The organism is Photobacterium sp. MCCC 1A19761, from assembly GCF_037389125.1.
Taxonomy (GTDB): domain Bacteria; phylum Pseudomonadota; class Gammaproteobacteria; order Enterobacterales; family Vibrionaceae; genus Photobacterium.
Genome location: NZ_JAZGTF010000015.1, coordinates 79,934 through 102,419 on the forward strand (window position 1 = coordinate 79,934; position 22,486 = coordinate 102,419).

27 protein-coding genes are annotated in these 22,486 nt (G+C 57.1%); 18 read left to right on the plus strand and 9 right to left on the minus strand.

Going from position 1 to position 22,486, the window contains the following annotated elements; all coding sequences use genetic code 11:
* A complete protein-coding gene (locus tag VV869_RS15095) occupies positions 1 to 900 on the minus strand; it encodes a LysR family transcriptional regulator (protein ID WP_337735753.1) in 900 nt (299 codons plus the stop codon).
* Between the two features lie 114 nt (positions 901 to 1,014).
* Here VV869_RS15095 and VV869_RS15100 point away from each other — a divergent pair, with 114 nt between their 5' ends.
* Positions 1,015 to 1,620, plus strand: a complete 606-nt coding sequence (locus VV869_RS15100) for a DMT family transporter (protein WP_337735754.1) — start codon at positions 1,015 to 1,017, stop codon at positions 1,618 to 1,620.
* Complete coding sequence (locus VV869_RS15105) at positions 1,617 to 2,048, plus strand: DMT family transporter (RefSeq protein ID WP_337735755.1); 432 nt, start codon at positions 1,617 to 1,619, stop codon at positions 2,046 to 2,048. Before VV869_RS15100 ends, VV869_RS15105 begins: the two co-directional genes overlap by 4 nt.
* Positions 2,049 to 2,085: 37 nt before the next feature.
* Here VV869_RS15105 and VV869_RS15110 read toward each other — a convergent pair whose 3' ends face one another.
* Entirely contained in the window at positions 2,086 to 3,003 is a 918-nt protein-coding gene (locus VV869_RS15110) for a LysR family transcriptional regulator (protein ID WP_337735756.1), read from the minus strand.
* 113 nt (positions 3,004 to 3,116) lie between these two features.
* On the opposite strand from VV869_RS15110, the gene VV869_RS15115 reads away from it, so the two are divergent.
* Entirely contained in the window at positions 3,117 to 4,367 is a 1,251-nt protein-coding gene (locus tag VV869_RS15115; RefSeq protein WP_337735757.1) for an MFS transporter, read from the plus strand.
* 2 nt (positions 4,368 to 4,369) lie between these two features.
* Here VV869_RS15115 and VV869_RS15120 read toward each other — a convergent pair whose 3' ends face one another.
* From VV869_RS15120 to flgA, 4 genes are all read right to left on the minus strand, one after another.
* On the minus strand, positions 4,370 to 5,188 hold the full coding sequence (locus VV869_RS15120) for a lytic transglycosylase domain-containing protein (protein ID WP_337735758.1): 819 nt from the start codon (positions 5,186 to 5,188) through the stop codon (positions 4,370 to 4,372).
* 2 nt (positions 5,189 to 5,190) lie between these two features.
* Complete coding sequence (gene flgN, locus VV869_RS15125; RefSeq protein WP_337735759.1) at positions 5,191 to 5,688, minus strand: flagellar export chaperone FlgN; 498 nt, start codon at positions 5,686 to 5,688, stop codon at positions 5,191 to 5,193.
* Positions 5,689 to 5,739: 51 nt separating this feature from the next.
* The gene (gene flgM / locus VV869_RS15130) at positions 5,740 to 6,021 is read right to left on the minus strand and encodes a flagellar biosynthesis anti-sigma factor FlgM (RefSeq protein WP_337735760.1); all 282 of its coding nucleotides are present in this window, start codon (positions 6,019 to 6,021) and stop codon (positions 5,740 to 5,742) included.
* Between the two features lie 75 nt (positions 6,022 to 6,096).
* Positions 6,097 to 6,903 carry a flagellar basal body P-ring formation chaperone FlgA gene (flgA, locus tag VV869_RS15135; protein WP_337735761.1) on the minus strand — a complete coding sequence of 269 codons (807 nt, stop codon included), beginning with the start codon at positions 6,901 to 6,903 and terminating at the stop codon, positions 6,097 to 6,099.
* A 76-nt stretch (positions 6,904 to 6,979) separates the two neighbouring features.
* On the opposite strand from flgA, the gene flgB reads away from it, so the two are divergent.
* The 12 genes from flgB to VV869_RS15195 are packed head-to-tail and all read left to right on the plus strand — an operon-like array spanning position 6,980 to position 17,068.
* Entirely contained in the window at positions 6,980 to 7,342 is a 363-nt protein-coding gene (gene flgB, locus VV869_RS15140) for a flagellar basal body rod protein FlgB (RefSeq protein WP_337735762.1), read from the plus strand.
* Between the two features lie 5 nt (positions 7,343 to 7,347).
* Positions 7,348 to 7,785: a flagellar basal body rod protein FlgC gene (flgC, locus tag VV869_RS15145; RefSeq protein WP_337735763.1), complete on the plus strand. Its 438-nt coding sequence runs from the start codon at positions 7,348 to 7,350 to the stop codon at positions 7,783 to 7,785.
* Positions 7,782 to 8,459, plus strand: coding sequence for a flagellar hook assembly protein FlgD (gene flgD, locus VV869_RS15150; RefSeq protein ID WP_337735764.1), 678 nt, complete (start codon positions 7,782 to 7,784; stop codon positions 8,457 to 8,459). Before flgC ends, flgD begins: the two co-directional genes overlap by 4 nt.
* Before the next feature lie 24 nt (positions 8,460 to 8,483).
* A complete protein-coding gene (gene flgE / locus VV869_RS15155) occupies positions 8,484 to 9,704 on the plus strand; it encodes a flagellar hook protein FlgE (RefSeq protein WP_337735765.1) in 1,221 nt (406 codons plus the stop codon).
* Positions 9,705 to 9,716: 12 nt separating this feature from the next.
* Complete coding sequence (gene flgF / locus VV869_RS15160; RefSeq protein ID WP_337735766.1) at positions 9,717 to 10,448, plus strand: flagellar basal-body rod protein FlgF; 732 nt, start codon at positions 9,717 to 9,719, stop codon at positions 10,446 to 10,448.
* A 47-nt stretch (positions 10,449 to 10,495) separates the two neighbouring features.
* Positions 10,496 to 11,281 carry a flagellar basal-body rod protein FlgG gene (gene flgG, locus VV869_RS15165; protein ID WP_337735767.1) on the plus strand — a complete coding sequence of 262 codons (786 nt, stop codon included), beginning with the start codon at positions 10,496 to 10,498 and terminating at the stop codon, positions 11,279 to 11,281.
* Between the two features lie 10 nt (positions 11,282 to 11,291).
* Positions 11,292 to 11,969 (plus strand): flagellar basal body L-ring protein FlgH, encoded by a 678-nt coding sequence (gene flgH / locus VV869_RS15170; RefSeq protein WP_337735768.1) that lies wholly within the window; start codon positions 11,292 to 11,294, stop codon positions 11,967 to 11,969.
* Positions 11,969 to 13,090 (plus strand): flagellar basal body P-ring protein FlgI, encoded by a 1,122-nt coding sequence (locus VV869_RS15175; RefSeq protein ID WP_337735769.1) that lies wholly within the window; start codon positions 11,969 to 11,971, stop codon positions 13,088 to 13,090. Before flgH ends, VV869_RS15175 begins: the two co-directional genes overlap by 1 nt.
* A gap of 9 nt (positions 13,091 to 13,099) precedes the next feature.
* A complete protein-coding gene (locus VV869_RS15180) occupies positions 13,100 to 13,726 on the plus strand; it encodes a rod-binding protein (RefSeq protein WP_337735770.1) in 627 nt (208 codons plus the stop codon).
* 6 nt (positions 13,727 to 13,732) lie between these two features.
* Complete coding sequence (flgK, locus tag VV869_RS15185) at positions 13,733 to 15,106, plus strand: flagellar hook-associated protein FlgK (protein ID WP_337735771.1); 1,374 nt, start codon at positions 13,733 to 13,735, stop codon at positions 15,104 to 15,106.
* A 9-nt stretch (positions 15,107 to 15,115) separates the two neighbouring features.
* Positions 15,116 to 16,012 (plus strand): flagellar hook-associated protein FlgL, encoded by an 897-nt coding sequence (gene flgL, locus VV869_RS15190; RefSeq protein WP_337735772.1) that lies wholly within the window; start codon positions 15,116 to 15,118, stop codon positions 16,010 to 16,012.
* Between the two features lie 15 nt (positions 16,013 to 16,027).
* On the plus strand, positions 16,028 to 17,068 hold the full coding sequence (locus tag VV869_RS15195) for a flagellin (protein ID WP_337735773.1): 1,041 nt from the start codon (positions 16,028 to 16,030) through the stop codon (positions 17,066 to 17,068).
* Positions 17,069 to 17,329: 261 nt separating this feature from the next.
* On the opposite strand, the gene VV869_RS15200 is transcribed toward VV869_RS15195, so the two are convergent.
* From VV869_RS15200 to VV869_RS15210, 3 genes are all read right to left on the minus strand, one after another.
* Positions 17,330 to 18,127: a hypothetical protein gene (locus tag VV869_RS15200; protein ID WP_337735774.1), complete on the minus strand. Its 798-nt coding sequence runs from the start codon at positions 18,125 to 18,127 to the stop codon at positions 17,330 to 17,332.
* Positions 18,128 to 18,598: 471 nt separating this feature from the next.
* Positions 18,599 to 19,681 carry a saccharopine dehydrogenase family protein gene (locus VV869_RS15205; RefSeq protein WP_337735775.1) on the minus strand — a complete coding sequence of 361 codons (1,083 nt, stop codon included), beginning with the start codon at positions 19,679 to 19,681 and terminating at the stop codon, positions 18,599 to 18,601.
* Between the two features lie 41 nt (positions 19,682 to 19,722).
* Complete coding sequence (locus tag VV869_RS15210; RefSeq protein ID WP_337735776.1) at positions 19,723 to 20,643, minus strand: LysR family transcriptional regulator; 921 nt, start codon at positions 20,641 to 20,643, stop codon at positions 19,723 to 19,725.
* A 210-nt stretch (positions 20,644 to 20,853) separates the two neighbouring features.
* Between VV869_RS15210 and VV869_RS15215 the strand changes: the two genes are divergently transcribed.
* Genes VV869_RS15215 through VV869_RS15225 form a run of 3 tightly spaced genes read left to right on the plus strand, consistent with a single transcriptional unit; the run spans position 20,854 to position 22,486 of the window.
* Positions 20,854 to 21,423: an NADPH-dependent FMN reductase gene (locus VV869_RS15215; RefSeq protein WP_337735778.1), complete on the plus strand. Its 570-nt coding sequence runs from the start codon at positions 20,854 to 20,856 to the stop codon at positions 21,421 to 21,423.
* On the plus strand, positions 21,414 to 22,322 hold the full coding sequence (locus tag VV869_RS15220; RefSeq protein ID WP_337735779.1) for a glutathione S-transferase C-terminal domain-containing protein: 909 nt from the start codon (positions 21,414 to 21,416) through the stop codon (positions 22,320 to 22,322). Before VV869_RS15215 ends, VV869_RS15220 begins: the two co-directional genes overlap by 10 nt.
* Positions 22,319 to 22,486: a DsbA family oxidoreductase gene (locus VV869_RS15225; protein ID WP_337735780.1), complete on the plus strand. Its 168-nt coding sequence runs from the start codon at positions 22,319 to 22,321 to the stop codon at positions 22,484 to 22,486. Before VV869_RS15220 ends, VV869_RS15225 begins: the two co-directional genes overlap by 4 nt.

Consider the following 22,486-nt stretch of genomic DNA (forward strand, 5'->3'; position numbering starts at 1 on the left):
CTACCAGATGTGCTCCTTGGCCGAGAGTTTTTCTTCCAGATACTCAATAAAGACCCGGAGTTTGGCCGGCATAAAGGCCCGCTCCGGGTAGACGGCATAGATGCCGTGCTCCGGCAGGGCATAGTCCTCCAGCATCGGGACCAGGTTGCCGCAGGCCAGCTCCGGCTCGACCAGAAACAGCGGCATCTGTCCAATCCCGATATGTTCCAGCATCAACTGTTTCAGCACCTCGCTGTTGTTGACCTGAATGTTCCCTTCCGGCTTGAATCGCTCGGTGCCTTGCGGTCCCTCGAATGTCCATTCGGTGCCGGCCCGGAAATAAGAGTAGTACAGGCAATTGTGCTGTTTGAGATCGGCCAGTGTGGCCGGGACGCCGTGCCGGGCCAGGTATTCTGGCGAGGCACAAAGGACGCTGCGGCAGGGGGAGAGCTTGCGGGCTACCAGATTCGAATCGGCCAGCGCACCGATACGCAGCACCATATCCAGCCCTTCTTCGTACAAATCCACCACCCGATCATCGAGTGATAACGTCAGCTTAATCTCCGGATAGCGCTGCAAAAACTCACTGAGCAGCGGCGCAATGTGGCGCTGGCCGAAGACCATGGGAATACTGACTTTCAAGTGGCCTTTGGGACTGCCCTGCAGGCTGCTGATCGCGGCTTCGCCGTCCTGGATCAGGGCCTGCGCCCGACACACGTAACTGTAGTATTGCTCGCCGGCTTCGGTCAGGCGCAGTTTGCGGGTGGTTCGCTGAATGAGTTTGACGCCCAAGTGGGCCTCCAGGGCTGAGATCCGCTTACTGACGGCAGACTTGTTGATCCCCAGCTTTCGCCCGGCCTCTGAGAAGCTGCCCAGCTCGACCACAGTTGTGAAGACCGGAATAGTGGTGTAGTTATCCATACGTGATGTTTTATTGTTTACTTCAGGGGAACAAAGAAATCCAAATATAGGTGATTATCAGAGAATAAGAAACCAACTATAGTGCCCGCCATGCAGTAAGGAAGGAAAATTCTGATGAAATCACATTCGGTATCTTTAGACGCCAGATATCCCGAGGCCAAGTCTCTCGGGGCCAATCACTCGGTCCCGAACCATTCCGGCGCGCCAGATCTAAATGCACAGCGGCCAAATGAAAAGCACCCAAATGCGGCGCACCTCGGACCGAAGAACGTGGCCCTGGCGCTGACCGGCGGGATCACCCTGGCCAGTATGATTGCAATCAACAGCTACCTCGCGACGTTCAGCTCGCCGCTGTTGGCGTCCTGGCTGGCCCATGGCGTGGGGGCGATCACCAGTTTGATTTTGGTGGTGATGGCAAATCTATGGCATCGGACCAAGTTGCGTTTACCCATCGTGACCGGTGTGCCGTTCTGGGCCTATTTGGGGGGGATCCCCGGGGCAATGACCGTGATCCTGGCCGCTGTGACCGTGAACAGTCCGCTGGGACTGTCCGGCACCATTGCACTGATCATGGCCGGGCAAGTGCTGTTCGGGCTGCTCAGTGATGCCTTCGGTTGGTTCGGCCTGCCCAAGCGGGCGATCAAACGCGGCGATGCGATGGTGCTGGCCTTGATTGCCCTCGGGGGCGTGCTGATTTTATTCGGAGGAAACGTTCAATGATCACTTCAATTTTACTGGCGCTGATCAATGGTGGTTGTATCAGCATCTGTCGAATCATCAACGGCCGCCTGGGCCAGGAAACCGGCGCACTCAATGCCTCCCTGTGGAATCACCTGGTCGGCTTTGGTTTTCTCAGCCTGGTGGTCTGGCTGATGGCTGCGACATCCGGGTCGAGTGCGTCTATTGCGGCAACGCTTGATGCGCCGCTCCTGGCCTGGACCGGCGGCATCATCGGCGCGCTGTTCGTCACCCTGAACAGTTATGTATTGCCCCGGCTGGGCGCGTCGCTGACCGCACTGCTGGTGATTGGCGGCCAGCTGCTGACCGGGGTCGCGCTGGATGCGATGAGCCGCGGCGTCAGTGCCATTCAGTTGCTGGGCGTCCTGCTGATCCTGGCGGCAGTCTGGCTGACCAAGCGCAGTGGCTGACCAAGCGTAGTGGTCTATTAAACGCGGTCGCTGACGCTCAGCCGAGATTGTCGATGGGGAAATGTGCGCGCAGCTCGTCCAGAAACAGGGTAACTTTTCTCGGCAAGTGGGCACGTCCGGCGTAAAAGGCATAGAGGGCCAGTTCAACCGGCGGCGCTTCCAGTACCAGTGGGATCAGTCGGCCCTCGTCAATGGCCTGCTGACAGGCATCTGCGGGTAACAAAGCAAAACCAAGTCCGGCGAGGGCAGCCGCGGCGGCCATTGGGCCGCTGTTGACCTTAAACCGACTGTTTACCTTGAGCACGGTCGGTGTTGGCCCGCCGGTGTCAAACTGCCAGGGGGAGCCGTTCAGCGCGGTGAGGGTGGTAATGCAGGGAGATTTTGCCAGCGCCTGAAGGGATTCCGGCTTGCCGTAGGTTTGGATCAGCTCGGGCGAGCCAACCACGAGACTCGGCCAACCGGCGATTTTTCGGGCCACCCAACCGCTGTCGGCCAGTTGGCCCCGATTGAAAGTCAGCACCAGATCGAAGCCGTCCGTGACCAAATCCTGCATGAGATCGCGCCCGCTCAGGCTGGTATCACAGTGGATCGTCAGTCCCGGATGGCGGCGGGCAAAATGGGTCAGCAGGGTGGCAAACTGCGGGCTGTCCGGCAGCAGGATCCGCAGCGTGCCGCTGATCTGCCGGGTCTCCTGGCGAACATCCTCCAGTGCGGCATCGAGCGCTGCCAGCAGGGGCAAGGTTCGGGCATAGAGCTGTTCACCGGCCTGGGTGAGCCGCATGTGCCGGGTTGTTCGTTCAATCAGCCGGGTATCGAGGTGCTTTTCCAGGCTGGCGATATACCGGCTGAGGTTGGAGGTCGGGATCTCCAGTTGTTCGGCCGCCGCTTTGAAGCTCCGGCACTCCGCGACACGGTGAAAGCTCCGTAGCCAGCGGGGATCCAGCTCACTCATCATGACTTTTCCTCATTACTATCCCTGTTTTTGAAATTATCCTTCCCAATTTAGCATCTTTATCCCACATGTCTCAGGTTTTAAGGTGGCCGCTGTCGTTCAGAAGGAGAATTAAAATGGATGTCATTGTTGAACAGGTGCGCCGTCGCGCCCGAACTGTACTCGGCTTGCTGTGCCTGATCCAATTTTTTGTGGCGCTGGATGCCCTGGTGGTGATCCCGCTCAGCGCCGAGGTGGTGCTGTCGATGGGGGTGTCTCCGGCACAGGCCGGTTATCTCAACAGCAGTTATGCGTTGGCCGCGGCACTGGCCAGTGTGTTGTTCAGACCGGCCGCGACGCCCGGCGGCATGCAGCGTGTACTGTGCCTGGCCCTGGTGGGATTGGGCGCCGTCACGGTCGGTTTTGCGTTTGCCCCCGGCTTTGCGGCCTTGTTGGGAATGAGGGGCCTGGCAGGTGGTTGTGCCGGCGTGGTGATGGCGCTGAATCTGAACTTGCTGATGGCTTTACTGCCGCTGGAGCAACGTAAACAAGCGGTGGCGTTGGTGATGGGGATGTTCCCCCTGGCCCTGACCCTGGGGGTGCCCGCCTTGCTTCAGCTCAGTGGTGATGCCGGTTGGCCGAGGGTGTTTATCTGGCTGGGGAGTGGCATTTTGGTGACCAGCACCCTGGCGATGTTGCGTCCGCTGAAACCGGAATCCTGCTCAGACCTCGCAGCAGAGCGAACAACTGAACAGGCTGCCGGCGCGCAGGCGACCAAAGGGGCAGGGCAGGAAGCTGCGTCGGAGCCGCCCTCGGTTTGGGGATTGGCCCGGCCGTTGCTGGCGGTGTTTCTTGCGGTGTTCAGTACCTTTTTGATTGTCACTCAGTATCCGGTCTATCTGGTGGCCGGGTTACAGGTGCCGACCGCATCGCTGAGCTGGGCGTATATCATCGGGGGCGCCGGATGTTTTCTGGCCTTTCAGGCTTATGGCCGGTGGCACCACCGGGTCCGGAAACAACGGCTGATTGCCGGGCTTTCCGCGGGCATGGTGCTGGCGGTGTTGGCCGGTTTTCATACCCAGCTGTCTCAGCAGGCACTGTTTGGTTTGATTGTTTTTATGATCCTCAGCGCGACCCGCACCACCGTGGTGGTTGCAGAAGTGACTTGCGCGCTGAGTGACGCGTTGCGGGCCCGGTTTATCGGCTTTCAAAATGCATTGCAGCACTTGGGGAGTGGTGCGGCCGGGATAGCCGGAGCCGCCCTGGTCTCGGTAACAGATTCGGTCACTGGCTCGGTGTCAGATTCGGGTGCGCTGAGTTATCAGGTGTTGCTGTGGACTGCGGCATTGCTGATCATGTGCGTGCCGCTCATCAAAGTGTCGCGCTGAGTTTACAGCGCGATCAGGGGAGCGATGGGGGACATATCGATGATCTCCCGTCGGGCGAACAGGGCTGCCAGCTGTTGTTTCTGGCGCGCGTTCAGCGGGCGGATGGACTCAGCCGCCGGGGAGTGTTCAGCAAGCGACGCCAGGCTGAGCAAATCCTTCAAAGCATAGAATTTATGCACATAGGACAGGGTTTCCTGCGGCAGTTCTAACGCCGAGAACGGGGTGTCCGGTTGCTTGGCAAGGGTGCGCTGAACCCGGCCTTCTCCGGCATTGTATGCTGCCAGGATCAGAGGGAGATTCCGGTCGAATTTCTGATAAAGAAACGCCAGATAACGCACGGCCGCTTCGGTGCTGCGCGCCAGATCAAAACGCTCGTCGGTCTGATCATTTACCGTCAGGCCGAAGCGCTGGGCGGTGGCGGGCATCAGTTGCCATAAGCCGCCGGCACCGGCAGGTGAGACTGCCTGCGGGTTGAATGAGGATTCCATCATCGGGATCAGCGCCAGCTCAGCCGGTAAATGGTGTTGTTTGAGTAAGTGAAAGATCTGCGCGACCTGGCGCGGGTAGCGTTGATATTGCTGTTCAATGAGCTGCTTGTGCGGATACAGCGCTTGATAGTGATCTTCGATCTGCAAGATAGAGAGCTGTTCGGCCGTGCTATTGGCGATCGCCGCGACACTCACGGTCGGTTGCAACAGCGCCAGGCTGAAGCTCCCAGCCAGCATCAGGATACGAGCGAGCTTGGACGGTGCCCGGAGCCAACGTTTTCCGGGCGCGGCATCCGGCCGGTTTGGGGAATCGGATGTGATACCGTGAAACATGGTCAGGTCATCAGCCGGTCGGTTTCGTAACTTTGTCCCTGGCCGACATCTTTTAAGAGTTCCCGGAACGATGCCGACAGTCGGCCATTGCTGTGGTTGAGCTTTTGGCAGGCCTGCACCTGGCTTGCCAGTTGCTGCCAATAGGTTTGCATCGGCCGCTTGACCTTGTCCGGCAAGGCATTCAGGAGTGCCTGCATTCCGGCCTGATTCTGCGGTACGCCGAGTTGACCCAGCAGGGCGTGCCGTTCGGCTGCGCTGCTTTGCAAACGGTCAATGAGGGGTTGCTGTTGCTGGGTAAGCTGCAACAACTGTTCACCATCAAAGTGAAGGTAGCTGCGTTGCTGCTCATACATCAGTTGATGGAGCTGGCGATAATGCGCCAAATCACTTTGGATCCCTTTCATCAGCAGCAGTAATGCCTGTTGCTTGTTGGGCTTTTGCCCCGGCTGCGCGTGTCCTGCGCGTGCCTGCTCAGTGGTGTGGTTACTGAACTGCGTCACCTGAAATGCCTCTTTGAAAACGTGTCTCTGGTGATGACGGGTATCCGGCTGTTATTCGTGGCCGGTGTGAAAACGCATCACGGCCCCGGCCAGGGCTTTAATGTCTAAATTCAGTTCGCCGCGGGCCAGTGCCTGCTTCACCGATTCAACTTTGGCCAGATCGATATCCGGTAAAGTGCTGAGTTCAGATTGAGCCTGGTCAATCATCCGGGTATTGACGGAGACAGCCGGTGATTGCGGTTGACGGACGGGTTCTGCCGTCTCCGGCTTGGTGTCCCGAGTGCTGACTGGGGTGTGCGGAATGTGCGTGCCCGACACTTTATCGATCTTCATGCTGGCTCCGATGTGTGAAAGTGATGATTGATACTTAATAGGAACGACGGGTTCGCCGCCGTTGTTAAATCAAAATTAAAAAATAGTTCGGACCTTGCCCCGGTCGCTGACGATGGCGCGGATGACTTTGGCCGAGCGTTGATTCTGAACACTGATTTGCTCTCCCTGGGCACCGTTTTCCCGGGCAATCCCTTTGGTGGTTGCCTGCATGCCGTGTTTGCTGGCAATGATCAGCACTTCCTCCCCCTTTTCGACCAGCCACAGGCGTTCAAGATAGGTCGGGCTGATCACCTGTCCGGTCCGGATCCGCCGGGTAGCGAGTCGGCCAATCACTTGCTGTGGCTGCGTTGCAAACGCCTTGTCGTGCCGGAAGGTCAGGGTTTGTTGCGACAGCATCGTCGCGTCAATTTTGGTGTCCCGGTTGATGGTGGATTTAGCGACGAGCACCGGGAGTGTCAGCGCCACACTGACGGTGGTGTTGAGCTCCCAGGTTTGCGGGCCGCTCTGGCAACTGACTTTCCGCTTGAGGTTGCCGATTGGCTGGCTTTGTTGATCGGCGGCGGCAATCACGATCGGCGTATCGCAAGCCGGCAGGTGCTTGACGGAAGTCGGCAGGGTGATGTTGATCGCTGCCCGGTAGTCTTGCCACTGATAGCGTTCGGCAGCAACGGACAACTCGCGGGTGATTTCGCCCTGCAGTTGCGCGTGCAAAGCCGCCGGGTCGACGTTGGTGTCTGTCGGCGCACTGGTTCCCGGCGTCGCCCACAGCCCAGCCAAGCCGAGGAGCAGGCCCAGGTGCAAGCCGATGCGTGCTTGCTTCCCGTGTTTCCGTTTTTCTTCCGCCGGGCGGAAGTGCTGCTTCCGTTTGTAATTATAATTCATTGAAAAATATAAAATTAATTTATGGCACGAATTTTGGATGACCACACGAGTAATAGCCAGATTTAAGGACCTTATTATGGCGATCAGTTTTGACAATGCGTTAGGTGTTCACCCGGATGCGCTGAACTTCAGGGTGGAACGCACCAAGGTGCTGGCCAGTAACCTGGCGAATGTTGACACACCTGGGTATCTCGCGAAAGACCTGAGCTTTAAAACCGTAATGAAAAATAGCGGCGGAAACAAGGTCGACAAGCCGGTACCTCAGCTTCAGATGTCATCGCAGTACGCAGTGCCGTACCAGAACACGCAAGACGGTAACACGGTTGAATTGGGCGTCGAGCAAGCCAAATTTGCCGAGAACAACATGAGTTTCCAGACCAGTCTGACATTTTTGAATATGAAATTCAGCGGATTAGCAAAAGCGATAGAAGGACGTTAAGCACTATGTCATTTACTGATATCTACTCGATTGCCGGTTCGGCGATGACAGCCCAGACGGTTCGTCTGAATACCGTGGCCAGTAACCTGGCCAATGCCGATGCGGTTTCAGCCAACCCGGATGATGTTTACAAGGCCATGAAGCCGGTGTTTGCCACTGTCTACAACAAGACTCAGTTGTCCCAGGGCAATGCGGCTTACCCGCATGCTGAAGTCCGGATTGTCGACGTGGTGAAGAGTCAGGGCGACGCGGAAAAGCGGTTTGAGCCGCACAGCCCGCTGGCCGACGATGAAGGCTATGTCTACTACCCGGATGTGGATGTGGTGGCGGAAATGGCGGACATGATGTCGGCCACCCGCAGTTTTGAAACCAATGTGTCGGTCCTCAGCAATGTGAAAAGCATGCAGCAGGGCCTGCTGCGTCTGGGGGAGGGTAACCGATGAGTCTGGCCCCGTTTAATGCCATGAGCACCGACAAGCCGGTCAGCACGGTTTCGGAAAGCCAGGTGAAAGCCAACCCGACGAACATGAACAGCGCGGAGTCGCTGCACAATGAATTCATTACCCTGATGGTGGCGCAGATCCAGAACCAGGACCCGCTCAACCCGCTAGATGGCACCGAGTATGTCAGCCAGCTGGCGCAGTTCTCTCAGGTTGAAAGTACCGAGAACATGTCCAAGGTGATGCAAAACAGCATGGTGTTGCTGGATAACATGCAGGTGTTGTCCACGGCCGGGCTGGTGGGCCAGACCGTGTATGTCGATACCGGTGCGTTCGAGCTGTCTGATCAGGTTCAGAAGGGAAAAATTGAACTGCAGCACGCCTCGAACCAGGTCAATCTGCTGATCAAAGATGAATACGGTCAGACCACCAAAGTACCGATGGGCGGCCGTGCCCCGGGCGATGTCGACTTTACGATTAATCCGGCGGAGCTCGGCCTGAAGCCGGGTAAATATACCGTTGCGGTTGAACTGGACGAGGGACTGGGCCAGCCGAACATTCTGATGAGCGGTGAAGTGGCTCAGGTCCGTGTGCCGAGTAACGGTGGCGCTGCGCTGGTGAACGTTGCCGGGGTGGGGAGCGTTCCTTTCTACCAAATCAGTCAATTTGGCGCTTAACCTTTTTCTTGAACAGAGGATCTTATGAGTTTTGATATTGCACTAAGTGGTCTGGGCGCAACTAACGTTCAGCTCAACACCATCAGTAACAACATTGCCAACGTCGGCACTTCCGGCTTTAAAGAAGCCCGGACCGAATTTTCAGCGGTGTATAACGGCATGCAGCCGGGCGGGGTGGAAGTCGCGTCGATTTCGCAGAACTTTGACAAGAACGGCCAGGTGACCGGGACCGGTCGGGCGCTGGATCTGGCCATCAGCGGTGGTGGCTTTTTCATGACCAAAGATGCTGCCGGCCAGACCCTGTACACCCGCTCCGGGGTGTTCAACACCGATAAAGACAACAACATTATCAGCAATGGCGGCATGAAGCTGCAAGGTTACGGGGTCGACGGCAATAACCAGCTGCAAACCGGTGCGGTCGGCGATCTGAAAATCTCCACCTCTTCGCTGGCGGCGAAAGCGACGGACAACATGGACTTTGTGGCAAACTTTGATGCCCGTGTGTCTCAGCCGCTGAAAGCGGACGGTACCGCGCAGGTCTTTGATGCAAACAATCCGGAAACCTTTAACTCATCCTATACCACCAAGGTGTTTGACTCGCTGGGCAACCCGCACACCGTGACCCAGTACTTTGTGAAAAGCGGTGAGAACAAGTGGGACGTGCATGTTCAGGTCGATGGCGGCAAAGTGCAGGTCAACAATCAGAACACTTACACCTACAGTGTTGATTTTAAACAGGATGGCTCTCTGAGCGCGCCGGTGGATGCGGTGGATATCGCGTTTGCGCCCCCGGGTGCTGAAGCCGTCACGATGGACCTGAATCTGAAGGGCTCCACCCAGTATGGCGCGGACTTCGGTGTGAGCACCAATAATCCGAACGGCTACAGCTCTGGCCAGCTGGCCGGGGTCCGGGTTGAAGATAACGGGATGGTGTTTGCCACCTACACCAACGGGCAGTCGCAGCTGCAAGGTCAGGTGGTACTGGCGAACTTTGCCAACACCCAGGGACTGGTGAAAACCAGCAATACCGCCTGGATGGAAAGCTTCAGCTCCGGGGCACCGGTGACCGGTGAGCCGGGCAACGGTATTTTCGGCGGTCTGACGTCGGGCGCACTGGAAGGCTCGAACGTGGATCTGACCACTGAGCTGGTCAGCCTGATGACGGCGCAGCGGAACTACCAGGCCAATGCTAAAACGATTTCCACGTCAGACAAGCTGACCCAGACCCTGTTTAACGCAGTGTAACGGAGCCGCATTGTGGATAGCTTCCTATATACCGCAACGAGTGGTGCCAGCCGGGTATTGCAGGCCCAGCATGTTCGCTCGAATAACTTGTCGAATGCCGATACCGCCGGTTTCCGGGCGGATATGGAGCGGGTTCAGAGTATGCAGATCCAGGGCGCGGGTTTTGACGGCCGCACCCTGGTGGCAACCAACTCGGCTTCAACACGCTTTGACTCCGGCGATTTAATTAAAACCGGCCGCGCGCTGGATATTGCAATTAGTGGCGACGGCTTTTTCACCGTCCAGACCCCGGACGGCAATGAAGCCTATACCCGGGCCGGGAATATCCGGGTCGATCAGCAGGGCAACATGACGGTTAACGGTTTCCCGCTGATGGCTGACGGCAATGCGATGGTGCTGCCGCAGCACCAGCAGGTTGAAATCAGTGATAAAGGCGTGGTGTCCGTGGTGCCGCCGGGGGGCGGTGCCAAGGTTGAAGTCGGTCAGCTGAAACTGGTGAAACCGGACAACAACCAATTGCAAAAAGAGAGCGATGGCTTGCTGCACAGCGTTGATGGTGATGCCCTGGCAGCCGATGCCACCGTGATGGTGGCCGCGGAGCACCTCGAAGGCAGTAATGTCTCGGCAATCGATGAGCTGGTGGGGGTGATGTCCCTGACCCGGAACTTCGAAATGCAGGTGCGGATGATGAAAACCGCGGAAACCCTGGCCAAGTCGGGCAACCGTTTGATCAGTGAGCGTTAACGGCTTCCGCCGGAACAACATCAAATTCAGAGTTTAAGGAGAGAGTAATGCACTCGGCATTATGGGTAAGTAAAACGGGGATGGCGGCACAAGATACCAAGATGACCGCCATTTCCAACAACCTGGCCAACGTAAACACGGTCGGCTTTAAGCGCGATCGCGTGGTGTTTGAAGATCTGTTCTACAGCATCCAGCGCCAGCCGGGCGCCCAGGTGGATCAGGTCAATGAGTTGCCAAGCGGTGTCCAGTTGGGCAGCGGGGTACGGGTGGTCGGCACGCAGAAAGTGTTTACCCAGGGCAACACGCAAAACACCAGCCAGGAGCTGGATCTGGCGGTGATGGGTGCGGGTTTCTTCCAGATTGAAAACTCGGACGGCGAGCTGATGTACAGCCGGAACGGTCAGTTCCATGTCAACTCTGAAGGCATGATGGTGAACAGCCAGGGCCTGCCGCTGATGCCGCAAATTCAGATCCCGGAAAATGCGCACAGCCTGTCTGTCGGCGTTGACGGCACAGTCACCGCAGTGGTTGCGGGCAACTCGCAGCCGCAGGATCTGGGACAGATCACGTTGGCGAAATTCATCAACCCGGCCGGTCTGGAAGCCGTCGGCGGCAACCTGTTCCGTGAAACGGGCGCCAGCGGCCAGGCCGATGAGATGGTACCGGGGCTGGATGGTGCCGGCAGCATCAAGCAAGGGGCACTCGAAGGCTCCAACGTACAGGTGGTTGAAGAAATGGTCGACATGATCACAACCCAGCGTGCTTACGAGATGAATGCCAAAGTTGTCTCAGCGGCTGACGACATGCTGAAGTTTGTTGCTCAGTCAGTGTAAGGAGTGACGCATGAAATGGCCTACCTCCTTCCAGTTTTGCTTACTCGCAGCCGTGTTCCTGACCGGCTGCAGTATGCGGCCTGAATTTGTTCCGCCCGAGCCGGACGATGCAGCTTACGCGCCGCCGCCGTTGGATTATTCCCTGCCTGAAGCGAAAGACGGCAGCCTGTATCGTCATCAGTACATGATGACGTTGTTTCAGGATCGCCGGGCTTACCGGGTTGGTGACATCCTGACGGTGCTGCTCAACGAGGAAACCGAGTCGAGCAAGAAAGCCAATACCAAATACGGCAAAGACTCATCGGTCGGGTTCGAAGCGCCGACGTTTGGCAGCAAGACGATTGAAGACCTGGAGGTTGAAATCAACGCCGACCGCAGTTTTGACGGTTCGGCCGCCAGCTCGCAGGGCAACAAGCTGGAGGGGGCCATTACCGTCACCGTTCATGAAGTCTTGCCGAATGGGGTGCTGCGGGTCAGTGGTGAAAAATGGTTGCGTCTGAATCAGGGGGATGAATTTATCCGCCTGACCGGGATTGTCCGGGTCGACGATGTCGATCGTCGGAATCAGGTCTCGTCTCTGCGGATCGGCGATGCCCGGATCACCTACTCCGGCCGTGGGGCGCTGGCAGACAGCAATGCCGCCGGCTGGCTTTCCCAGTTCTTCAACAGCCCTTGGATGCCATTTTAATGAAGCCTAGTGCAAAATTTTTTCTGTTCGCGGCCCTGAGTCTGTCGGCCGCGTTGAGTGTTACCGCCCGGGCCGAAACGGCCACGCCCATGATGGATCTGGTCGATATTCAGGGTATTCGCTCGAACCAACTGGTGGGCTACGGGCTGGTGGTGGGCCTGGACGGGACCGGGGACCGGAACCAGGTGAAGTTTACCAGCCAGTCGATCACCAACATGCTGCGCCAGTTCGGCGTGCAGATTGGGGACAGCAGCGATCCGAAACTGAAAAACGTTGCCTCGGTGAGCGTGACGGCTATGGTCGATCCCATGGCGGGACCGGGGCAGTCGCTGAACGTGGTGATCTCTTCCATCGGGGATGCCAAGAGCCTGCGTGGCGGCACCCTGCTGATGACTCCTCTGCGCGGGATTGACGGGGAAGTGTACGCCGTCGCCCAGGGGAACCTGGTCGTGGGTGGTGCCCAGGCCGAAGGGCGCAGCGGCTCGAAAGTGACGATTAACACGCCGACGACCGGCCGGATCCCGAACGGGGCCATTCTGGAGCGGGAGATTTCGTCGGATTTCAATGACAAGTCGGTGATCACGCTGAACTTGCGTCAACCGAGCTTTACCACCGCCAAAAATATTACCCGGGTGATCAATCGCACCTTTGGCCCGAATGTCGCGACAGCCATTAACCAGGGCCGGGTAGAGATGCAGGCGCCGAAGGACACCCAGCAGCGGGTGATTTTGATGTCGATGCTCGAAGAGCTGACCGTGGTTCAGGGGCGCAAGCCGGCGCGGGTGGTGTTTAACTCACGGACCGGCACGGTGGTGATCGGCCAGAATGTGAAAGTCAGCAAGGCGGCGGTCAGTCACGGCAGCCTGACGGTGACGATTTCCGAGAAGCAGCAGGTCAGCCAGCCGAATGCCTTTGCCGGCGGGGAAACCAAAGTGGTGAACGACTCCGCGGTCGATATTAATCAGGAAGAAGCGCAGATGTACATCTGGCCGGAAGGGACTGAGCTCAACACGATCGTGACGGCCGTGAACAGCCTCGGCGCGACCCCTGATGATCTGATGTCAATCCTTCAGGCGCTCCATGAAGCCGGTGCCCTGAATGCCGAGCTGGTTGTGATTTAAGGAGCAGCAATGAAATTAGACGCGAAAGCCGATCAGCCTTATCAATCTGCGATGTTGTATCACGATAACAGCGCGCTGGCCGGGATCCGTCATAGCAGTGATAAGCAGCAGGCGCTGGAGACGGTTGCCGGTCAGTTTGAAGCCATGTTCTTACAAATGGTGCTGCGCCAGATGCGCAGCAGCAGTGATGTGCTGGCGGCGGATGACAACCCGTTTTCCAGCAAGGAGCAAGGGGTGTACCGGGATTTCTACGACGGCCAGCTGGCGATTGAACTGGCGAAGAACCAGCGCAGCGGAATCGCCGATATGCTGATCAAACAGCTGGGTCCCAAGTCTCAGCAAGTGTTGGCCCAGGCCGTTGAATCTGCCAATGAGGCTAACCCGGTCGGCGCTGCGGGTAAGACAGCTCCGTCTGCCGCCCAAACACCGATCGCCGATGGGGTAGGCACCGCAGCTGCGGATACCCAGCAAAACGCTGCGGTGTCCGACAAGACTGAGATGAAAAACGACACCCGCCTTAATGAAAGCGCACCGGTGGTCGCCATGGAATCACCAGAGGAACTGAGAATGCGTATCCAAACGACCTTGAGTCAGGTCGCATTTCAGCAGCCGCTGATCCGCAGAATGGAGCGATAGCCGCAGATGAGTTTAATGAATATTGCGTTAACCGGGTTGAATGCCAACAAGGCAGCCCTGGATGCGACGGCGCAAAACGTCGCCAACGTGAATACCCCGGGGTATAGCCGCCAACAGGCCGTGATGAACGCCTTGAGTTCTGGCAGCTTGGATCGTTACAGCGCCGGTGGCGGTGTAGAAGTCACCAGTATTCGGCGGATCAGCGATCAATATCTGGTGCGTCAGACCTGGTCGACGACCAGCGATGCCGCCTATTCGTCCCGCTATATGGAAAACTTAAGCCAGTTGGAAAACATGCTTGGTGCGGATGGTTTCAGTATTTCGGCGGGTCTCGACACGCTTTATGCAGCCTTGAATGACGCATCGGTGCGGCCGGAATCGGCCCCGTTGCGTCAGCAAATCATTAACGAAGCCGAGGCATTGTCCCGCCGCTTTAATACCCTGACGACGTCCCTGCACGAGCAACACAAAGCCTTGCATGATCAGCGCGGTGCCGCGATCAACCAGGCGAATAACCTGCTCAGCAATATCGCCGGTATCAATGACCAGCTCGTTGAGCTGTCCGGTACCACGGGCAACCCGGCCCAGCTGCAGGATGCCCGCGATAAGCTCATTGGTGAGCTGTCGCAGTTGATGGACATTCAGACTTCCGAGCAACCGGACGGCAGTTTGCAACTGACGCTGGCGACTGGCCAACCGTTGGTGATTGGCGGGGATGCCGCAACGCTGAAGGCAATTCCGGACGTGGACGATGCTTACTCGGCCCAGCTTAGTGTGACGTTTGCGGACCAGAATTTTCCAATCAATACGAATGTGGGCGGTGAAATCGGTGCGATTGCTGACTATCAGCAAGAGACGCTGAAGCCGTACCAGAATATGTTGAATGAAATGGCCGCATCCATTGCAGACGCGATGAATACCACGCTTGCCGGCGGTAAGGATTTGAACGGTCAGCCGGGGCAGGCGCTGTTTCAATATGATCCGGCCAACCCGGCCGCGAGCCTGGATGTGACCGGTCTGAAACCCGAAGAGCTGGCCTTTTCGGCAGACGGCAATCCGGGCAACAGCGGTGTCCTGACCGAGCTGATTGCACTCAGCAACAAGACGTTTTCAATCACCGGGCTGGGGAATGTCAGCATCAACGATGCCTTTGGCGCTATGGTGGGTGAAACGGCCATCAAGTCCCGCCAGGCCAGTACCGACTTCTCGGCCAAGAAAAGCCTGAACCAACAGGCCATTGCTGCCCGGGATAACTTGAGTGCGGTGAACAGCGATGAAGAGGCCGCGAACCTGATGCAGTTCGCCAATGCCTACCAGGCCAACATGAAAGTGATCAGTACGGCCAATCAACTGTTCGACACCGTTTTGAAAACGTTTTAAGGAGGGCGCATGAGAATTAGTGATACCCAGTTTAGCCAGATGATGTTGCAAAGCCTGCAAACGAACAATGCCGGGCTCGGCAAAGTGATGGAGCAGATGGCGACCGGGAAAGAGTTAACTAAATTGTCTGATGCGCCGATTGACGCCATCAAGCTGCTGAACCTGTCACGGGAAGGCAGCGCGATCGATCAGTACAAAAGTAACATCGACAATGTCAAGACAGCGTTGTCCGGTCAGGAAACATATCTGGATGCGGCCAATAATACGCTCAAGAGTATGCGTGATCTGGTGGTTTGGGGGGCCAACGGCTCGCTGACCGACGTTGACCGGGCGGGTATTGCCAACCAGCTGGAAAGCCTGCGGGATTCACTGGTGTCGACGTTTAATGCCCAGAATGAAGAGGGTCACTATATCTTTTCCGGGACGCAAACCGATACCCCGTCACTGGTTGAGAATAACGGTACCTTAAATATCGGTGGCAATGCCGATAAGCGTGTGGTCACCGTTGCGAAAGGCGTGACCATGGAGTCCAATGTGACCGCCCAGGACATCCTCGACTTAGGCGGGACCAATGTGATCAACCAGATTGATCGACTGCTGACCGAGTTTCGCCAGCCGACGCCGAACTTTCAGGCGGAAGTGAATTCAGCCCTGGGCGCGATCGATACCACCCTGGGGAATGTACTGTCGGCGATGACGACCATTGGCGGCCGTTTCAACAATCTGGACTTGATGGCCAGCAGCCACACGGATAACAAACTGTTTGTGGAGAAAGTCAGCAGTGATATTGAGGCGCTGGACTACGGCGAGGCGTCTGTTCGGCTCAACAACTATATAAGTGCGCTGCAGGCCACGCAGGCCAGTTACGTCAAGATCAATGACTTGTCACTCTTTTCACGGATCTAGCAGGTCAGGTATCCCATGGTAAGTGCAACAACTGAAGTCAGAGCCCACGATGTCAGGTTAACCGGCCAGAGCCAGGCCGGGATCGTCCCGTCCATGGTGGCGGAAAAAACGGGCTCGAAAGCGTTGCCGGGACGCACCTTTGATCAGGCCGCGATGCCGAAGGGCGGCTATTCGTCGATGAATGTGCTGCTGGCCCAGGGGCAGCAGCAGGTCAGCGCGGCGCAGATCGCCCAGCAGGCGTTGAAGCAGGTCGGGCAAGATCTGTTTACGGTGAAGCGGGGGCTGACCCGCGTGTTACAAGGGGCGCAGAGCGCAGCTTCTCTGGCCGATCAGATGGCAACCAGCCAGCAGCGGATCCGTCAGTCCCTGGATCAGGCGCGGAACGAAGAAGGCCGTGTGCTCGATGCGCGACTGCGGTTTCAGCACAAGCAGCCGGTGCAACGGACGTTTACGATCCCGGGGTTGAACCTGACGCGTCAGCGTGAGCAAAGCGAACAAGTTCGGATCGACTTCCCGCAAATGGGCAGTGTGGTGCTGAGCCTCGACAGTCAGAAAAGCGACAAAGCTCTGGTGAACCAACTGGATCGGGCGCTGATCCCGTTGGGCATCCGACTGCAGGCCGGAGAAAACGGCGCCCTGCTGTTCCGGGCTGAAGAGTCGGCCTACCGTCAGCTGGAACAGCAGGTGATGGTGACCGGGCAGGGGCATCGCTACCCGGCCGGTCAGCCGAACACGATTAAGGTCCAGCCGGAGCCGGAAGGGGTGGAAGAGCTGGCGATCAATCTCGGCAGCCAGGAAGGGATTCGCAGCAGCCTCAGCCAGGTCAATCAGTACCTACAGCAGGTACAAACCAGCCTGTCCGACACCCAGGCTTACTTGGGTGCTATCGACCGGCGTGCTCAGCAAGTTTCCGCGGGTACGCTGGGGGGCGAAGTGCTGGAAAGCAAGTTGACGAGCGCTCGTCAGTTGGGCGAGCAGGATTTCCGCGCAACGTATCAGGCCGTGTCTGCCCAGGCCAATGTGCGGCGCCAGACCGTGGTGGCTCTGCTGCGCTAACCAATTGCTGTGATAAACAATTGCTGTGACAACCAAATGTTGCGATAACCAAATATTGCGATAAATCCCAGAAAAAAGCCGACATCGTGTCGGCTTTTTGTTATCTGGCGTCCGGAATAACACCCGTTGCTCGATCACCCAGTACTTCAGCGATAAACGTCTAAACAGTCGTTAGTTGTTGGCGAGCCTGGCTGGTCAGCAAAGCATGGCCAATCGACCGGGACCAGAACTTCGGCTGCGCGGGCGATTTTCGTTCAGGGGTTAGTCCAGCAGTCGAGGGACTTCGCCGCTGAAATCGATCCAGCTGTTGGTGCCGAGCACTTCAGTTCCCATCACGCTGGGCTCTTCGTAACGCATCACGAAGTGTTCCGGTCCGTGCGCGAAGGCCACGACAAGCCCGTGGGGGGCATCCAGGAATCCGCCATGAGGCACTAGCCCCGGATAGCTGATCCGCCATGCGTAGCCCGGGTAGGACACTTCACCCAAAGTCAGTTTCCCGATCACGTTATCCGGCAGGACGAAAAACCAGGTCCATGGCCCGCCTGAGACAATGGTCATGACTTCGTCGATCCCGACACCATTATCGGCGCTGTTGACGTGGAGTTTGCCGAATTTTTCCTGCAAGTAATGCATCACTTCCGGGGTCATGGCTTTCATATCATAGACTTTCGGGTAGGGGGCGACACCGATCTCCGACGTCGACAGGAATCCACCGCGATGGGCTTCCGGTTCACGGCCTGCCAGTTTGATTTGATCTAACAGATCGCCCCGGTGCAGGTGGAACAGCGAGATTAACTGGTTCGATTCTGCGCTATTCAGCGCCCGTTGCTCAGACACTTTCAGCAGCGGTGCCGCATCGCTCGGAATGGTTGTCTGGCTGACCCGTACTCCGACGGTTTTCAGCACCTTGTTGACTTCCTGCAGGCCATGCGAGGCTGCCCGACCATCACTGTATGACAGGGTCAGTTGCCCTCCGGTCGATCCTGTTTTCGCCACGCTCTCTGCTACGGGTAAGACGGCCAGCATGCCGGCAAGTACCAGATTGATCCATTTGTTCATTGTTCGCTCTCCGCGTTCGTAAAAAGTTGAATTGTGAGTTCGCGATTCAGTGTAGGGGCGGTGCGGACGGGGATAAACAGGACTCAGATGAATAGATTATTTACTATTGGTAAATTATTTCGGGGTAATAACGGGAATTGTTACTATTTTCCCTTTGATTGTTTTGTTTTGGTGAGCAATGAAGTTACTCAACCTGTGTTTCTTTACAGCCTGGGGTTGATCAAGTGCCGGTGTTGCGATGCACCTATTGGTTCCCTGACACAGGAAAGCTGGACATGAACACTCCGAAATATCACTGACTCTCTTTGTTGGTCACTGCGCTGGTGGTCTGGCGCTGACTGAGCCGTGTACGCCAATCGCGCTCGCCCCGCAAAGCAGGGGCGAGGCGCGTCAGGAACAGGTCTACCATAAGCCAGGATTGTGGGTAAGTGGCAACCGAAGTTCCGGGCAATGTCGTTTTCAGCTGCATGCTTACGATGTGATCTGAAGCTCACCTGAGCCCGGGAGTCGGGTAATGAGATCGGCTCCGACGAGCTGTGACGGTGTATAAGTGCCGCCCGCGTGCGGGTTTTCCAGTACATGCGCCATAACTGCCAGTGCGCCCGTGACTGTGAGGCTGTAGCCGTTTGCGGTCTGAATGCGGGCGGTTTTGCGTTCGCCGCGGGCATTGCTGACCTCTCCCCAGACAAACGTTGGCCGTTGGGCGCGCGTTGCTTCATCGGGTCCTGTCACGGTTTTACTGATCCGGGCCTTGATCAGTTGCTGGACCCAGTGAAGTCGCAGTAGCGGACGAAGATAGTTGGCCCGTTTCGCATTGGCGATCATCCCGGGGGAGCCCGGAAGATACACCTCAATGTTCGGAATGCCGGTGGTGTAGTACGCCGTGGAGACATCGCCCCAGGGGATCGTCATTGCGTCTTTCTCACCATCGCCAAAGTCGATCCGGCGCACCTTGTAGGCCAGTGGTACCGGGACAATCTGTCCTTCCCGACGGACTTTTCCGCCCTGAGCCAGACCTTCCACCGAGGTTTTGGCAGTGCCGGGCGAAAAGCCGGAGCGGGAGTTAAATCCGAGCGCCAGGTGCGTGGCATCCGGCATGGCTGCCTTGAGTGCAGCTGCCACGCAGTCAGTCGGGATCACGTCGAACCCAACCCCCGGGCAAAGGACAATATTTGCTGCCCGGGCTTGCTCTCGCAGCGATTGCGCCAGCTCAAAGACGGCTATTTCCCCGGTAATATCAAGATAGTGAGCGCCTGCTTTCAGACAGGCTGCCATCATGGAGTGTGCGGTGGCCGAAAATGGCCCGGCACAATTGAGCACAGCGACAGTCTCTCCAATGTTTGCCGCGGCGGTTTCGAGATCATCCAGCCCGAACACTGTCGCGGGCAAGCCAAGTTCCTGCGCCAGGGCTTCCGTTCTTTGGCGATCGCGTCCGGCCAGAATCGGTCGCATGCCCCGTCGGACCGCTTCACGGGCAATCAGCGCGCCGGTGTACCCATAGGCGCCGTAAATCATCCATGGGGCTTGCGTTGGTGAAACATTTGACTCCGTCATCTTGCTGACTCCTGCTGGGGTATGGGAATGAGGGTTCACACTTATGGCTGCGACTGGGCAAAATACTCGGCCATGAAATCAATCAAAGCCCTGACTTTTTGCGATTGCTCTTTGTGGTAAGGGTACACCACATACAGGGAATGGGTCTCGGCTTGCCAGTCTGGCAGCAGGGTGACCAGTTGGCCGGATTTGAGCTCCTCATCCACGAACAATTTCGGCAGTAATAAAATGCCATGGCCGGCGCAGGCAGCTTGCTTCAGGGCGATGCCGTTATTCACCACATAGGGGCCGGGCGGCAGATCGACTTCCTGAACTTGTGTTTCGTCATTTGTCGCATCGTCATTATGAGTGAATAACCAGCGCCGGGCGGAGGACGAGAAGCTGTAGATCAGGCATTGATGTTGAATGAGATCCCGGGGTTCCCGCAGATCCGGCGCGGTGGCCAGATAGTCCGGGGCGGCGCACAGGACACGTTGCATTTCGAGCAGTTTACGCGATCTCAGGCTGGAGCTGCTGAGCTCACCACCGCCGCGGATCGCGATGTCAATGCCTTGATCAATCAGATCCACGTACTGATCATTCATCACCACTTCAATCGATAACTCCGGATGCTGGTGCATGAACGCACAGATGATCGGGTTGATTTCAAGGAGCCCGAGTGACATCGGGACGCTGATTTTGAGCGAGCCGGTTAAGTTGTGGGAAGACTCGATCACCGACAGATCGGCCGAGGCCAGCTCATCGAGAATATGGCACACTCGGTGGTAATAGTGCTGCCCCTGATCAGTAATGTGCATGTTTCGGGTGGTGCGGTTGATCAACGGGCTTTTCAGGTAATCTTCCAGCTCGTTGATATTTTTGCTCACTGCCGCTTTGGACAGCGCCAGATCTTCCGCCGCAGCTTTAAAGCTGCCCAGTTCCACCACTCTTCTGAACACCGTGAGTGCTCTGAGTTTATCCATTTTGGCCTCCGCTGCCCTGGGGATGTTGGTTTAATAGTTTACTCTTGGTGAACTATATAGCAACTCATGTGCGGTTTATCTACCGTTAGCTGTCAATTAGGATGAGTTTATTGCTTCACGGTACATGAACCGCTTCACCATGAATAAATCGTTTCACCAGAGTGAAGGACTTCACCTTGAAGCTCACTTTAACTAACACAGGAATACGTGATGAAAAAAATCCTAGCGTTCTCAGGCAGCAACCATAGCCAGTCGATTCATAACACCTTGATCCATGCCCTTGCGGCGCAAGTGACCCAGTCTGCAGTCACAGTGCTGGATCTGCGTGATTACGAATTACCCATGTACGGACTTGATCGCGAGGCCGAGGGCATTCCCGCCAATGTTATGAAGTTAAAAGCCATGATGCACGCCCATGATGCCCTGATTATCGCTTCGCCGGAGCACAATGGCGCAATGCCGGCGTTTCTGAAAAATGTGATTGACTGGCTCTCCCGGGTGGCCGAGCCGGGCGAGACTTACTTCGGTGCGTCGAAGAAGCCGGTGCTGCTGGCGAGCACTTCGTCGGGGGAAAATGGCGGGGCGACGAATCTCAAGCATATGGCAGCCCTGATGCCGTGGTGGGGCGGGGACGTCAAAGCCACCTTTAGCCTGGGCAATTATCCGGAGAAGTTCCGCGAGGGGGCGTTTGATGCCAAAACACAAGCAGCGCTGGCGGACCTGATTGCGGCGTTTGAGCAGGCGATTTCACCCGAGCAGGAGAACCAATCATGGCAGTGATGGCGCAGGGGATCTGGTATCCCGACAAAGCGGCGGTCGATCTGGTGGCTGAAGATCAGTTTGCTCTGCCGACAGCAGCAGAGGCCGGGCGGTATCACCTGTATCTGTCTTACGCCTGCCCGTTTGCCCATCGTCCCTATCTGGTGATCCGCTATCTGGGATTAGAGGATGCGATCACGGTTTCTTCGGTGGCGGCTGAGCGGTTTGAAGCTGGCTGGCAGTTTGATACGGAATATCCGGATCCTCTGGATAGCGTGCCTAATCTGGCCGAACGTTACCTTCAGGCCAAGCCGACGTATACCGGGAGCGTGACCGTGCCGGTATTGTGGGACAAACAGGCGCACACCATCCGGGGGAATGACTCGTCGGCACTGGCGATGATGCTGGCGACGGACTGGCTGCCGCTCGCCAGGTACCCGGTAGCATTGGTGCCTGCGCAATTACGCAAAGAGATTGAGGCGATGAATCTGTGGTTGCATCAGAACGTCAACCGTAAGGTCTATCACGTCGGGTTTGCCACCGATCAGCAAGCCTACGATGCGGCCAGTGACACGCTGTTCTCGGCACTGGCGCAATTGGATCGCACACTGGGTGAACGTCGCTATTTGCTAGGGGACCAGATCACGCTGTCCGATCTGTTTTTATTGCCTACGCTGGTGCGTTTTGAAGCGGTGTACGCGCTTCACTTCAAGGCCAATCGACAACCGCTCAGCGCGTTTACCCGGTTGTATCGCTATATGCTGGATCTGATCAGTATTGAGCGCATCCGCCGGACCATCGATGTCGATCACATGAAACAGCACTATTACGTCTCGCACCGGCATCTCAACCCGCACGGCATTGTGCCGGCCGGGCCGGAGCTCAGCTGGTGGCCAGCACATTCAGGAGAACAGCTATGAGTCAGAAAATTCGCGTCGACTTTTTCCATGATGTGATTTGCGGCTGGTGCTATGTCATCTCGCCACGATTGCGACGGCTGGCCACCGAGTTTGACTTAGACGTGCATCACCATGCGTTCGCCTTGTCGCCGACCCGGACCGATCAGATCCGAAGGGGGGCCTGA